This is a genomic window from Polaromonas sp. P3_B1 (assembly GCF_056402935.1).
In genome coordinates, this window is sequence record NZ_JBFUGK010000015.1 from 46,055 (window position 1) to 59,348 (window position 13,294).

12 protein-coding genes are annotated in these 13,294 nt (G+C 61.9%); 8 read left to right on the forward strand and 4 right to left on the reverse strand.

Annotated elements, in window-relative coordinates; all coding sequences use genetic code 11:
* Window positions 1–10: 10 nt before the first annotated feature.
* Entirely contained in the window at window positions 11–265 is a 255-nt protein-coding gene (locus AC1DXS_RS10755; protein ID WP_477737502.1) for a DUF1653 domain-containing protein, read from the reverse strand.
* Between the two features lie 36 nt (window positions 266–301).
* Here AC1DXS_RS10755 and AC1DXS_RS10760 point away from each other — a divergent pair, with 36 nt between their 5' ends.
* The 5 genes from AC1DXS_RS10760 to AC1DXS_RS10780 all read left to right on the forward strand — a co-directional run bounded on the left by AC1DXS_RS10760 (window position 302) and on the right by AC1DXS_RS10780 (window position 7,637).
* Window positions 302–2,170, forward strand: a complete 1,869-nt coding sequence (locus AC1DXS_RS10760) for a M48 family metallopeptidase (protein WP_477737503.1) — start codon at window positions 302–304, stop codon at window positions 2,168–2,170.
* Between the two features lie 40 nt (window positions 2,171–2,210).
* Complete coding sequence (locus tag AC1DXS_RS10765) at window positions 2,211–3,464, forward strand: RsmB/NOP family class I SAM-dependent RNA methyltransferase (protein ID WP_477737504.1); 1,254 nt, start codon at window positions 2,211–2,213, stop codon at window positions 3,462–3,464.
* A gap of 198 nt (window positions 3,465–3,662) precedes the next feature.
* Window positions 3,663–4,862: a DesA family fatty acid desaturase gene (locus AC1DXS_RS10770; protein WP_477737505.1), complete on the forward strand. Its 1,200-nt coding sequence runs from the start codon at window positions 3,663–3,665 to the stop codon at window positions 4,860–4,862.
* A gap of 317 nt (window positions 4,863–5,179) precedes the next feature.
* Window positions 5,180–7,111: a linalool dehydratase/isomerase domain-containing protein gene (locus AC1DXS_RS10775; protein ID WP_477737506.1), complete on the forward strand. Its 1,932-nt coding sequence runs from the start codon at window positions 5,180–5,182 to the stop codon at window positions 7,109–7,111.
* A 127-nt stretch (window positions 7,112–7,238) separates the two neighbouring features.
* The gene (locus tag AC1DXS_RS10780) at window positions 7,239–7,637 is read left to right on the forward strand and encodes a diacylglycerol kinase family protein (RefSeq protein WP_477737507.1); all 399 of its coding nucleotides are present in this window, start codon (window positions 7,239–7,241) and stop codon (window positions 7,635–7,637) included.
* Window positions 7,638–7,820: 183 nt separating this feature from the next.
* Here AC1DXS_RS10780 and rpmG read toward each other — a convergent pair whose 3' ends face one another.
* From rpmG to trxB, 3 genes are all read right to left on the reverse strand, one after another.
* A complete protein-coding gene (rpmG, locus tag AC1DXS_RS10785) occupies window positions 7,821–7,988 on the reverse strand; it encodes a 50S ribosomal protein L33 (RefSeq protein ID WP_007863188.1) in 168 nt (55 codons plus the stop codon).
* Window positions 7,989–7,999: 11 nt separating this feature from the next.
* A complete protein-coding gene (gene rpmB, locus AC1DXS_RS10790; protein WP_477737508.1) occupies window positions 8,000–8,233 on the reverse strand; it encodes a 50S ribosomal protein L28 in 234 nt (77 codons plus the stop codon).
* Between the two features lie 165 nt (window positions 8,234–8,398).
* Entirely contained in the window at window positions 8,399–9,343 is a 945-nt protein-coding gene (trxB, locus tag AC1DXS_RS10795; RefSeq protein ID WP_477737509.1) for a thioredoxin-disulfide reductase, read from the reverse strand.
* A 175-nt stretch (window positions 9,344–9,518) separates the two neighbouring features.
* Between trxB and AC1DXS_RS10800 the strand changes: the two genes are divergently transcribed.
* The 3 genes from AC1DXS_RS10800 to lolA all read left to right on the forward strand — a co-directional run bounded on the left by AC1DXS_RS10800 (window position 9,519) and on the right by lolA (window position 13,280).
* Window positions 9,519–10,196 carry a Crp/Fnr family transcriptional regulator gene (locus AC1DXS_RS10800; RefSeq protein WP_007863182.1) on the forward strand — a complete coding sequence of 226 codons (678 nt, stop codon included), beginning with the start codon at window positions 9,519–9,521 and terminating at the stop codon, window positions 10,194–10,196.
* A gap of 88 nt (window positions 10,197–10,284) precedes the next feature.
* Entirely contained in the window at window positions 10,285–12,630 is a 2,346-nt protein-coding gene (locus tag AC1DXS_RS10805; RefSeq protein ID WP_477737510.1) for a DNA translocase FtsK, read from the forward strand.
* Window positions 12,631–12,635: 5 nt separating this feature from the next.
* Entirely contained in the window at window positions 12,636–13,280 is a 645-nt protein-coding gene (gene lolA / locus AC1DXS_RS10810; RefSeq protein ID WP_477737511.1) for an outer membrane lipoprotein periplasmic chaperone LolA, read from the forward strand.
* The last annotated feature ends 14 nt before the right edge of the window (window positions 13,281–13,294 follow it).

The window sequence follows — 13,294 nt, forward strand, 5'->3', positions numbered from 1 at the left end:
GTGACGGCGCTTAATCGGGCACCGGGCCGGGTTGCCGGGCAAACCGCGGCTGCTTCACCCCGTCGATTACGACCTCTTCATTGAACATGGCGGCTGGCCGTACCCATAGCCCTTTTTCGCCGTAGAGCGCGCGGTACAGCGTCATAGGCTCCAGGCTTTCACTGTGGCGCACGGTGCCGACCACCTCGTAAAGCAGGCCTTTGTAGTGGCGGTACAGGCCGGGCGGAGTTGTTACCAGGGGCGGCAGGTCGTGGTCTTGGTTCATGGGTAAGATTGTCGCCAACAAAAAATGGGAGGGCCGATGGACCGGGCAGATTTCATCCATTTGGTGCGCCTGAGCGAGCATGCCAGCGCCGACGACAGCACAGCCTACCGCCGCAGCGTGGCGGCTTTCGCGGCGCTTGGTTATGCCTGGGTCGTGGGGTGCCTGCTGCTTTCCGCCGGCATCCTGGCCTGGGTTGCCAGCGCCATGATGCATGGGCGCATCAGGGGCTTTTATGTCGCGCTCGTCGTCGCGGCCGGAGGTTTGCTCTGGACCAGCCTGCGGGCGCTGTGGTGCCGTTTTGACGAGCCGGAAGGCGTGGTGCTGCAGCCGGCCGACGCGCCGGCCCTGTTCGAGGCACTGGAGCGCATCCGCAGGAAGATCAAGGGCCCGCCCATACACCGTGTGCGGCTGGACGCCGACTTCAACGCCAGCATCCGGCAGCATCCGCGTTTCGGCCTGTTCGGCGGCGGCGTCAATTACCTCAACATCGGCCTGCCGCTGCTGATGGCGCTGGACCGCCCGCGTTTCCTGGCCGTGCTGGCCCATGAGTACGGCCATTTGCGCGGCGACCACGGCCGTTTCGCCGCCTGGATTTACCGCACACGCCTGAGCTGGGCCATGCTGAACCACGGTCTGCGTAACGACGAAGGCCCTGTGGCGGCGGCCACGCAGGCCTTTTTGCGCTGGTACTTTCCGCGTTTCTCTGCCAAGACTTTTGCGCTGGCGCGCCAGGATGAATACGAGGCCGACCGCATCTCCGGAAAGCTGCTGGGCAAGGACGTCGCCGCCGCGGCGCTGACCGAGCTCGCCGTGAAGGGCGACTGGGTCGCCAGGGAGTTCTGGCCCGGGCACTGGAGCGCCGCCGCGGCCCAGGCCCTGCCGGTAGGGCCCTATGCGGCCATGCGGCCCTTGCTGGGTCTGGCGCCGCCCGGTGATTTCGCCCGTGAATCACTGCGCCAGGCCTTGCGCCGCATCAGCGACGTGGACGACACCCACCCGGGCCTGCGCGACCGGCTGGAGGCGCTGAAGGCGGGCAAAGGCCTGCCGGCCTGGTCTCCTTCTTCTCGCTCCGCACTGGCGTTGCTGGGCGACGGCGGCGCGAAGTGGATTGCGCACTTCGACAAGCAATGGTGCAGGGACAACGCCAGCGACTGGAAGCAACACCATGCTTATCTCGGGCGAGTGCGGGCCCGTGCCGATGCATTGGCTTCAAGCGAAAAGCGCAACAACGCCGAGGAAATGGTTGAGCTGGGCAACCTGCGGCGGCGCCTGGATGCGCGGGCTGATGTGCGCGGCTGCTACGAACGCGCGCTGCAGATGACACCCGGCCATGCCGGAGCGCTGCGTGGCCTGGTGCAATGCCTGCCGGCTGCGGAACGCGCGCTGCGCATGGATTGCCTGGGGCAGCTGTTTGAGCACAGCGCCGCCAACCGTTGGTGGGCCTGCCGGATGGCTGTGGCCGAGATGGAGCAACCCGCGGCCGACGGCAGCTTTGACGAAAAGGCCCTGGCCTTGTGGCGCGAGCGGCTCAAGCAGGCCGAAGAGGCCGAGGGGCGCGCCTGGGAGGAATTGACGGAGACGCCGTTCTTTCAGGCCATTGCCCGCCACGACCTCAGCACTTTCGAACAGGGCGAATTGCAGGCGCAGCTCGCGCGTTGCAAGCCGGCGGCGCGAGCCTGGCTGGTGCGCAAAAACCTCAAGGAGTTCGCGCACAGGCGCTGCTACCTGCTGTTCCTGGAATTGCCGGGGTTGGACGATGAGTCGCGCTACGCGCTGTGCCGCGATCTGGAGCGCTCGCTGGACCTGCCCGGGCCTGTGCTGGTCCTGTGGGCCGGGTATTCGCCCACGCTGCAGGACATCGAGCGCAACGCCTTTGAGGCCGTCTACCTGCGCACCATGGACTGAGCCTGATCGAGCCGCGCGGCAAGGGTGGGACAATGGGGGCATGCACCCCAAAGCCTTACTCGACAGTTGTTCCGAGCTTCTCAAGCAGGTCCTCAAATTTGATCATCCCGCCGACATGGTGGTCTCGCGCTACTTTCGCGACTACCGGCTCGGCCCACGCGAGCGCGCCACCGTGGCGGAAACGATTTACGGCGTGTTGCGCAAGAAAAACCTCTACACCTACCTGGCCCAGCACGGCAGCGGTCCGCTGGAGCGGCGCCTGGCGATCCTGGGTTTTGCCGCGGAGCGCGACTTTTTGCTCGGTGCATTGAGCGAGCAGGAAAAAGACTGGCTGGCCCGTTGCGACCAGGTCAAGCCAGGCGACTTGATGGAATTGCACCGCCACAACCTGCCGCAGTGGCTGGTCGAGCCGCTCAAGGAGCAACTGGGCGATGATTTCTGGCCGCTGGTGGAGAGCCTCAATGCGCCGGCCGGGCTGGATTTGCGCGTTAATACGCTGAAAGACAAGCGCGTCGACGTCCAGAAGGAGCTCTCGAAGGCGGCGATCAAAACCGTCGCCACGCCGTATTCGCCTTGGGGTCTGCGCATAGACGGCAAGCCCCAATTGGCCAAGCTGGACGCTTTCACACGCGGCGCCATCGAAGTGCAGGACGAGGGTTCGCAGCTGTTGGCCCTGCTGGTGGATGCCAAGCGCGGCGAAATGGTGGTCGATTTCTGCGCCGGCGCCGGCGGCAAGACGCTGGCCCTGGGCGCGTCCATGCGCAACACCGGGCGGCTGTATGCCTTTGATACCTCCGGCCACAGGCTGGATGCGCTCAAACCCCGGCTGGCGCGCAGCGGCCTGTCCAATGTGCACCCCGTAGCCATCGCCCATGAGCGCGACGACCGCATCAAGCGCCTGGCCGGCAAGATAGACCGTGTGCTGGTGGATGCACCGTGCTCGGGCCTGGGCACCTTGCGGCGCAACCCCGACCTCAAATGGCGGCAAAACCCCAAGGCCATTGAAGAGCTCCAGGCCAAACAAACCGCGATTTTGCAGAGCGCCGCGCGGCTTTTAAAGCCCGGCGGCCGGCTGGTTTATGCCACCTGCAGTGTTTTGCGCGAAGAAAACGAGGCGATTGCCGAAGCCTTCAGCGCGGCCAATACAGGGTTTAACGTCCTTGAAACCGGGCCTTTGTTGACCCATCTGGGGGTGGAGCATGCCGAAAGACTCTGCCGCGGCCCCTACCTTCGGCTCTGGCCCTACTTGCACCAGACTGACGGGTTTTTCGCTGCAGTATGGCAAAAGTCCTGATATTTTTGCCAGCAAAAGACGACAAATAGGCTGAAGTTACATATTTGTTCGTGATTTTTCGCACTGATTTGCCCCTTCGCCTGGCACGCTGGCCACTTGGTATTTTGGGGGGTTGACCATACAATAGGAGCTTGTCTGGATGCGGCGCCTGGAGACAAACCTGGATGGCCTGCCGGTGCAGATTTTTAAAGGATTTTTATGATTTTGTTTGATGCCGCCCTCGACTGGCTGGCTAATGGCTTGCTGGCCGCCAGCTGGTGGCAAATTGTGTTGTACACCCTGGTGACCACCCACATCACCATCGCCAGCGTCACGATCTATCTGCACCGCCATCAGGCGCACCGCGCCATGGACCTGCACGCGATCCCCTCGCACTTTTTCCGCTTCTGGCTCTGGCTGGGCACGGGCCAGGTCACCAAGGAATGGGTGTCCATTCACCGCAAGCACCACGCCAAGTGCGAAACCATTGAAGACCCGCACAGCCCCCAAGCCCACGGCATCAAGAAGGTGTTCTGGGAAGGCGCCGAACTGTATCGGGCCGAAAGCAAGAACAAGGAAACCATGACCAAATACGGCCATGGCACGCCGAACGACTGGATGGAGCGCAATGTCTATTCCCGCTACAGCTGGCAGGGTGTGGGCTTGATGATGATCATCGACCTGGCCTTTTTCGGTGTGGCCGGCCTGGCAGTCTGGGCTGTGCAGATGGCCTGGATTCCCGTGACGGCGGCCGGCATCATCAACGGCATCGGCCACTACTGGGGCTACCGCAATTTTGAAGCGCCTGACGCCAGCACCAACATTTCGCCCTGGGGCATCATGATTGGCGGCGAAGAATTGCACAACAACCACCATACCTACCCGACCTCGGCCAAGTTCTCGGTCAAGCCCTACGAATTCGACATCGGCTGGATTTACATCCGTGCCCTCGAAAAAGTCGGACTGGCTACCGTGAAGAAGGTACCGCCCAAGCTTCAGCTGGGTTCCATCCAGCCGGTGGCTGACGAGAAAACGCTGGAAGCCCTGATTGCCCACCGCTACGAAGTGATGGCTGGCTTTGCGCGCGAACTGCGCCGTGCCGGCAAGGCCGAAATCGAAATGATGAAGGCGAAAAAGGCCGACGTGTCCGTGCTGCGCGCGGCCAACCGCTGGCTGCACCGCGACGACGACAAGGTGCCTGCGGCGGCAAAGCCCCAATTGGCCCAGGTCCGCGCCGAGCATCCCGTGCTCGACAAGATGGTCACCATGCGCGAAGAGCTTCGCCAGATGTGGATGAGCACCTCGGCCTCCCGCGAACAGCTCGCGAACGATCTGCAGGCCTGGTGTCACCGTGCCGAAGAAAGCGGCATTGCCGCACTGCGCGAGTTCTCGCTGAGGCTGCGCGCGGCCCGCGCCTGATCCTGTCTTGCATGCCGGCCTGGTCTCAGGCCGACACTTCCTGAAAACCGCTCTGGAGAAATCCGGGAGCGGTTTTTTTATGCTCCGGCGCAAAGCGCGAGTTCCATGGTCAAGCACCACAAGAGCCCGGATATGAATTGCCTTGACGCCCATCCCGCTCTCCCGGGGTGAAGACGTAGTCACCATGGAGGTGGAGCAGGAGCGACTTCACACCGCCTTCATACAGCTCATCAAAACCTCACAAGCGCGCGTCAGACTGCGCCTATCGAAAGCCGAGGGCATCAATCGGGTGCTTCATTTCGAAGAAGGACCGGTTTGTGAGTTCAATCTGCAGCGTCGCCACTCTTCCGCCATACACACGTGTTTTCGGTCCAGTCACGGCAAAAAAGACCGTCCAACTGCTAAAGCTGTATTTGCTGTTGATGGCGGGCGGTTCTGCTTTGCTGCTTTTTGCGCATCAGGATGCCTTGCGGATTTTCGGCCTGGGCTTGATGGTGCCGGGTGGCGGATTTCTGGCGCATGCTGATATCTGCACCGCTGGTGGCATAGGTCATATAGCCGCCTGGCTGTGTTCTGCAGGTGTCTTGGCGTTTGCACTGTTGGTCTGGTTTGGCACGGGCAATGTGCTGCTGCCTCCGTTTGTGTGGCTCGGTTCGGCGTTTTCGGCTGCAAGCATGAATCATGGTGCGATTCAACCGGGTATGGTTCTGAATGTATATCGCGCGCTCGCGCTGTTTGCTGCGATTGGCTGCCTGTCGATGCTGGCCTGGTTTTTGTGTTCACGCCGACAGAGGCGCATCGATAACGAGTATCTGGTCCAACAGGCGGCCCGATTGGGAGCCGTTTTTACGGCGCAACCATCCGGTCAAAAGCCGGAAATGTCGCTGGCGCATCTGCATCGTCTGAGGTTCGCGCTTGATCGGGCTCTGCAACCTGCCAATGAATTCTCGGGATTCGAGCTACGCGATCAATTTCAGACAGCGGCGCTTCGGTACCAGATCAACTTTCTGGCCTATGGCATCGCCTTGACGCAGGCCCGTTTTACGCCTGCGTTCGGCGGATACATGAGCGACGCTCAAAGCAGGCTGCTGCGCAAGCAGATGCAGCACCGCGTCTGGGCATACTGGTCGCTCGAAAATCTATGGGGAAACCTTCGTTGGAATGCCAACCCTGCCGCCCGTGAAAACATCATGTACACGGGCTTCGTGGCGCTTCAGATGGCCTTGTTCCAGGCCAGCACAGGAAGTCAGGAATTTTCGAAAGAGGGCGCCTTTACGCTGGTGCATCCGAACGGAAAGCGCTACGAACACAGTTTCGGGATCATGCTGTCCACGTTGGAGAAAGAATACCAACGGTCCCCCTTCTATTTGATGGCCTGCGAGCCCAACTGGGTTTATCCCCTGTGCAACACCATGGGGGCTGCGGCGCTGCGCGCCCACGACGCGCAGTACGGCCAGATGAAATGGATCCGCCACGCGCCGGAGTTCCGCCGGCATCTGGAGGCGGAGTTTCTGGATGGCAGGGGTCGTTACGTCCCATGCCGCTCCACGTACACGGGATTGGCCTTGCCCGCCATCGGAGGCGCAATGCCGCTGGCGATGCCGTGTTACTTTTTGAACACGCTGGAGCCTGACTTGGCACGTCGCCAATGGTTGCTGCTGAGGCGCCAGCTGTTCGATAGCCATGAGCGGCTGCGACGCAGTGAATTCTGGCCCATCGACACAGGAAACTATGGTTTCTCAAGGGGCGGTGCCTACGCCGCGACTGCCTTGGCGGCGGCAGAGCTGGGCGATGAATTTGTGTACCAGCATTGCATGGACGCCCTGGAGCGCGAGTGTCCAACCACTTTCAGCCATGGGGTTGCCCACAGGAATAAGGCCTCGGTATGGGCGCATGGTGTCGAGCTGATGGCGCGCTCGGGAGGGCGAGACAGTTTTCGAAACCTGATCACCAACCCGCTTCCGTCAAAAGGTCCCAGGCTGGAATCCCCGTCCTACCCCGATGTCCTGGTGGCAGCTGCGCACTCCGATGATTCAAGCAGCTCGTTGCAAGCAGTGCTTTACGGAGGAGCCGGCGACGGCATTCAAAGCCTGGAAGTGTCGGGCTTGCGTCCGTTGGCTCCCTATCGGGTCACAGGTGCATGCCAGGCGCAGGTTCGGGCTGACGGCGTGGGTGGGGTRCATCTGCAGGTTCCGCTGGTCGGCCGCACGTGTCTGACGATAGAGCCAGAGCCGGCCGGTGCGTTGTGATGGCTTGCTGCATCTTGATCGCCGCGGTATGGGGTTGTTTGTATGGATTGCCTGCTGTGCGGGTGCTCAGGATCCGCCGTTCACGTGTGGCCCAGGCCTGGCGGTTGGTCAACAAGGAGGATGAAAAATGAAAGAAGTCCCCTATGCCCGCGGGCCGCAACGATTCACCCTGGCCGCACGGCTCAAGAGCTTTGCTTATGCCTTCGAGGGGATAGCGTTGATGCTTAAAACACAGCACAACGCGTGGCTGCATCTCATCGCCACGATGCTGGTGATGGGACTGGCCACGTGGTGCCGGGTGGACGCCGCCGATTGGCGCTGGCTGATCGGGGCGATGGCCATGGTCTGGATGGCGGAGGCCATGAACACTGCGGTGGAGTCTCTTTGCGATGTTGTGTCGCCACAATACTCATTGGCAGTCAAATGCGCAAAGGATCTTGCCGCCGGTGGCGTGCTGATTGCGGCTTGCGCGGCATCGGCCATCGGTGTCATAACCTTCTGGCCCTATTTGGGACAAAGCCTGTGAATTGCCGTTGAGGGCCTCGTCCGTGGAGCCGGCCTGAATGGGTTGTGGATGTGAGGCCTGCCGGATGATTGCCCTGTGGCACTGTGCACGGTTCTGCCTCTCAAACAAAAAAGGACACCGAGGTGTCCTTTTTTTGAAGCAATGACCGAGTAGGAGGTTTTAGCTACCCACGGATCGTTGTTATTACTTCAGCTTGATTTCTTTGTATTCCACGTGCTTGCGTGCTTTGGGATCAAACTTCATGATCAGCATCTTGTCTGGCGTGGTTTTCTTGTTCTTGGTGGTCGTGTAGAAGTGACCGGTGCCGGCGGTGGATTCCAGCTTGATTTTTTCGCGTGCGCCTTTTGCCATGATGGTGCTCCTTAAGCTTGGCCGCGTGCGCGCAGGTCTGCGAGCACGGAATCAATACCCTTCTTGTCGATCAAGCGCAGTGCAGCGCTCGAAACGCGCAGGCGGACCCAGCGGTTTTCGCTTTCGACCCAGAAGCGGCGGTATTGCAGGTTCACGAGGAACCGGCGTTTGGTTTTGTTGTTGGCGTGGGAAACATTGTTGCCCACCATTGGGCCTTTGCCCGTGACTTCACATACGCGTGCCATGTGCACTCCAGTACTTTTCAACAGCAGTCATGTCGCAAGGCACTTGCTGCCCGTCGTCATTCCTGCCTCACCTCGCCAGAATAGGGTGGCGGTAACCCGAGACTGCCAAATCCGCCTTTTGGAGGGCAAATTTAGCAAAGCCTTGAATTATAAGGGATTTTTGGCTTACTGTGCTTGTTCGAGGAAACGCTGGGCGTCCAGGGCCGCCATACAGCCGGTTCCTGCACTGGTAATGGCCTGGCGGTAGATATGGTCCTGAACGTCGCCGGCGGCAAAAATACCGGGCACGCTGGTCATGGTGGCAAAGCCCTGCAGCCCGGTTTTGGTGATGATGTAGCCGTCTTTCATCTCCAGCTGGCCGGCAAAAATGTCGGTGTTGGGCTGGTGGCCGATCGCGATAAAGCAGCCCTTGAGGGTGAGGTCCTGCGTTGCGTCGCTCTGGGTGCTTTTGAGGCGCACGCCGGTCACGCCCGAGGCATCGCCCAGCACCTGGTCCAGCGTGTGGTGCAGCTTGAGTTCGATCTTGCCGGCCTTGACCTTCTCGTGCAGCTTGTCGATCAGGATGGCCTCAGCCTTGAATTTGTCGCGACGGTGCACCAGCGTGACCTTGCTGGCGATGTTGGACAGGTACAGCGCCTCTTCCACAGCGGTGTTTCCCCCGCCCACCACGCAGACTTCCTGGCCGCGGTAGAAGAAGCCGTCGCAGGTGGCGCAACCGGAGACGCCGCGGCCCATGAAGGCGGTTTCTGATTCCAGCCCCAGGTATTTGGCGGAGGCGCCGGTGGCGATGATCAGCGAATCGCAGGTGTAGGTCCCGCTGTCCCCGGTCAAGGTGAAGGGGCGCTTGCTGAAATCAACCTTGTTGATGTGGTCAAAAATGATCTCGGTCTTGAAGCGTTCCGCGTGTTCCAGGAAGCGCTGCATCAGGTCCGGACCTTGTACACCATGCACGTCGGCCGGCCAGTTGTCGACCTCGGTGGTCGTCATGAGCTGGCCGCCCTGCGCGATGCCGGTGATCAGCACCGGGTTAAGGTTGGCACGCGCGGCGTACACGGCTGCGGTATAGCCCGCAGGGCCCGAACCCAGGATTAAGACGCTTGAATGTTTCATGTTGAAAAACTGATTGGGAAAGTGTAAGAACTCGGGTAGAGTCGTGCCGCACAAGGGTGGCGCAAGGTAAAACCGTCGAGGTAGTACTTTTGCGGCATTTGGTTTTATAAATTACGTGCCATTGTAAGAACTCACGCGACTTCCCTGTCGTTTGTGAGGTTGGGAGATATCAGATATGACGACGATGGTGTCCAACCTGGAATTGATTCGCCGGGTGCCTCTTTTCTCCGTTTTGACGGCCGCCCAGGCTGCGTCCGTCGCTGATACGGTGGTCAAGCGTCGCTTCAAGCGCGGCGAGCCCATCGTCGAGCAGGGCAAAAAGTCCAACGCGCTGTCCATCATCCTGACGGGCCGGGCCCGTGTCGTCACCACCGACGCCCGCGGCCGCGAGGTCATCCTGGCCACCATGCACCCCGGCGACTATGTCGGCGAGATGAGCCTGATCGACAACGAACCGCATTCGGCCACGGTGCGCGCCGAGATCCAGACCGACGCCCTGATCCTGGGCCGCCTCGAATTCGCGCGCTGCCTGCCTGAAAACAGCTCCATGGCCTATGCCGTGCTCAAGGGCCTGGTGCAGCGCCTGCGCCACGCCGACCGGCAGATCGAGTCGCTGGCCCTGATGGACGTGTACGGCCGGGTGGCCAGGGCCCTGCTGGAGTTTGCCAGCGACGACGGCACAGGCAACACCGTGATCCGCGACAAGGTGTCGCGCCAGGACCTGGCCAAGATGGTCGGCGCCTCGCGCGAGATGGTCAGCCGGGTCATGAAGGACCTGGAAGAGCGCGGCTTCATCGAGACTCGGGACGACGGCTCCGTCCTCGTGAAAGAGCGCCTGCATACCCTGGGTTAACACGCCCAGCTGATCACCCGCCACCCGTTTGGCGCCCGCGGCGCTCCTTCAAGGCTTGCACTCAACTGCGGTAAGCTTCAAGTGAGCCATGACTTACTCACTCGATACTCTGAACTCCAGAAATTCCCCCGCCACGGGCGCGCCCGGCGGCATCAAACGCTTTGCCCATGAAGTCAGCCTGATCCTGGGCCTGCTCGGCCTGGTTTTCTGGCTGGCCGCCTTGCTCAGCTATTCGCCGCAGGACGCGGCCTGGTCGACTTCCGGCACCGCGCAAGCCGTGGCCGGCGGCCACGCTGCCACCTTGAACTGGGGCGGGCGCCTGGGCGCCTGGCTGGCGGACGCCAGTTATTACCTGTTGGGTTTCTCCGTGTGGTGGGCCTTGGCCGCCGGCGGACAGGCCTGGCTGAGGTCGCTGGCGCGCTGGTTGCGCGGCGAACCTGTGGCGGCTGCGGAGTCCCACCGCATCCGCTTCTGGCTCAGCCTGCTGTTGCTGCTGCTGGCCAGCGCGGCGCTGGAGTGGTCGCGGCTCTACCGTTTTGAATTCAAGCTGCCCGGCCATGCGGGCGGGGTGCTGGGCTACCTGGCCGGCGCCCAGGGCGAGAAATGGCTGGGATTTGCCGGCTCAGGCCTGGTGTTTATCGCGCTGGGCGTCATTGCCGTGTCGGCGGTTTTCGGCTTTTCCTGGGCCCATGTGGCGCTGCGCGTCGGTGCCTGGATAGACAACCTGATCGATTCACGGCGTGAAAAACGCGAGATCGCCGAAGACCTCGCCTTCGGCAAGCTGGCCGCCCGTGAGCGCGAGGAAACGCTGATCGACGAGCGCATCGAGATCGAGGAACATCACCCGGTGCCGGTGCTGATTGAGCCCGTGCTGGTCGATATTCCCAAAAGCGAGCGCGTGGCCAAGGAGCGGCAAAAGCCGCTTTTCAGTGAGATGCCCGACTCCAAGCTGCCCCAGGTCGACCTGCTGGACGGTGCGCTGCAGCGCCAGGAGGGTGTGGCGCCCGAGACGCTGGAGATGACTTCGCGCCTGATCGAGAAAAAACTCAAGGACTTCGGCGTCGAGGTGCGTGTGGTCGCCGCCGCGCCCGGCCCGGTCATCACGCGTTATGAAATCGAGCCGGCCACCGGCGTCAAGGGCTCGCAGGTCGTCAACCTGGCCAAGGACCTGGCGCGCGCATTGAGTTTGGTGTCGATCCGCGTGATCGAGACCATTCCGGGCAAGAACTACATGGCGCTGGAGCTGCCCAACGCCAAGCGCCAGTCCATCAAGCTCAGCGAAATCCTGGGTTCGCAGGTTTACAACGAAGCCAAGTCCCTGCTCACCATCGGCCTGGGCAAGGACATCAGCGGCGCCGCGGTGGTGGCCGACCTGGCCAAGATGCCGCACTGCCTGGTGGCCGGCACCACTGGCTCGGGCAAGTCGGTCGGCATCAACGCCATGATCCTGAGCCTGCTCTACAAGGCCGATGCACGCGACGTGCGCCTGCTGCTGATTGACCCGAAGATGCTGGAGATGAGCGTCTATGAAGGCATTCCGCACCTGCTGGCCCCGGTGGTCACCGACATGCGCCAGGCCGCCCACGGCCTGAACTGGTGCGTGGCCGAAATGGAAAAACGCTACAAGCTCATGAGCAAGCTGGGCGTGCGCAACCTGGCCGGTTTCAACGCCAAGATCGACGAAGCCAAGGCCAAGGGCGAATTCATCTACAACCCCTTCAGCCTCACGCCCGAACAGCCCGAACCCCTGGAACGCCTGCCTTACATCGTGGTGGTGATCGACGAGCTGGCCGACCTGATGATGGTAGTCGGCAAGAAGATCGAAGAACTGATCGCCCGCCTGGCGCAAAAAGCCCGGGCCGCCGGCATCCACCTGGTGCTGGCCACGCAGCGCCCCAGCGTGGACGTGATCACCGGCCTGATCAAGGCCAACATCCCGACCCGGCTGTCCTTCCAGGTCAGCAGCAAGATCGACAGCCGCACCATCCTGGACCAGATGGGCGCCGAGGCTTTGTTAGGAATGGGTGACATGCTTTACATGCCGAGTGGTACAGGCTTTCCAATTCGCGTGCATGGTGCGTTTGTGAGTGATGACGAAGTGCACCGCGTGGTGGCCTACCTCAAGCAGCAGGGCGAGCCCAATTACATCGACGGCGTGCTCGAAGGCGGCACGGTCGACGGCGAAGACGGCGACCTGCTGGGCGATGGCGGCAGTGGCGGCAACGGCGGCGGTGAAAAAGACCCGATGTACGACCAGGCCGTGGAGGTCGTGCTGAAGAACCGCAAGGCCAGCATCTCGCTGGTGCAGCGTCACCTCAAGATCGGCTACAACCGCGCTGCGCGGCTGGTCGAAGACATGGAAAAAGCCGGGCTGGTCAGCGCCATGAGCGGCAGTGGCCAGCGCGACATCCTGGTGCCCGCGAGGGCGGAGTGACGATCATGAAGAAATACATTGCGACGATGCTGGTGGCGCTTTGCGCCCACTCCGCCTGGGCCAATGGCCTGGACAGCCTGGAGCTCTTTGTGAAGACCGTCAGCAGCGGCCGGGCTGAGTTCACCCAGGTGGTCACCGCACCGGCCAGGGACGGCCAGGCAGCGCGCAGCAAGACCTCCACCGGCACGTTTGAGTTTTCCCGGCCCAACCGCTTCCGGTTTGTCTACAAAAAACCGTTTGAGCAGAGCATCGTGGCCGACGGCCAGACGCTGTGGCTGCACGACGTGGACCTGAACCAGGTCACCTCGCGCAAGCAGTCGAGCGTGCTGGGCTCCACGCCCGCCGCCCTGATCGCTGCGGCGCCCGATTTGCGCGCCCTGCAGGCCGATTTCACGCTCGCCGCCGCGCCCGATGCCGACGGCCTGCAATGGGTGGTGGCCACGCCCAAAAGCAAGGACGGCCAGCTGCAGTCCGTGCGCGTGGGTTTTCGCCCCGGTGAAAAATCCTCGGGCCTGGCCGCGCTGGAGATCACCGACAGCTTCGGCCAGCGATCAGTGCTGAGTTTCAGCAAGGTCGAGGTCAATCCCAATTTGCCCGCCGACACCTTCCGCTTCACGCCGCCCAAGGGCGCGGATGTGATCCGCCAATAAACAAGCCTCGGTTC

Excerpts from the sequence above, each read along its gene's own strand:
- trxB (WP_477737509.1), bottom strand. The coding sequence starts at position 9,343 with ATGAAACATTCAAGCGTCTTAATCCTGGGTTCGGGCCCTGCGGGCTAT.
- AC1DXS_RS10755 (WP_477737502.1), bottom strand. The coding sequence starts at position 265 with ATGAACCAAGACCACGACCTGCCGCCCCTGGTAACAACTCCGCCCGGC.
- AC1DXS_RS10765 (WP_477737504.1), top strand. The coding sequence starts at position 2,211 with ATGCACCCCAAAGCCTTACTCGACAGTTGTTCCGAGCTTCTCAAGCAG.
- lolA (WP_477737511.1), top strand. The coding sequence starts at position 12,636 with ATGAAGAAATACATTGCGACGATGCTGGTGGCGCTTTGCGCCCACTCC.
- rpmG (WP_007863188.1), bottom strand. The coding sequence starts at position 7,988 with ATGGCAAAAGGCGCACGCGAAAAAATCAAGCTGGAATCCACCGCCGGC.
- AC1DXS_RS10805 (WP_477737510.1), top strand. The coding sequence starts at position 10,285 with ATGACTTACTCACTCGATACTCTGAACTCCAGAAATTCCCCCGCCACG.
- AC1DXS_RS10770 (WP_477737505.1), top strand. The coding sequence starts at position 3,663 with ATGATTTTGTTTGATGCCGCCCTCGACTGGCTGGCTAATGGCTTGCTG.
- AC1DXS_RS10800 (WP_007863182.1), top strand. The coding sequence starts at position 9,519 with ATGACGACGATGGTGTCCAACCTGGAATTGATTCGCCGGGTGCCTCTT.
- rpmB (WP_477737508.1), bottom strand. The coding sequence starts at position 8,233 with ATGGCACGCGTATGTGAAGTCACGGGCAAAGGCCCAATGGTGGGCAAC.
- AC1DXS_RS10760 (WP_477737503.1), top strand. The coding sequence starts at position 302 with ATGGACCGGGCAGATTTCATCCATTTGGTGCGCCTGAGCGAGCATGCC.
- AC1DXS_RS10780 (WP_477737507.1), top strand. The coding sequence starts at position 7,239 with ATGAAAGAAGTCCCCTATGCCCGCGGGCCGCAACGATTCACCCTGGCC.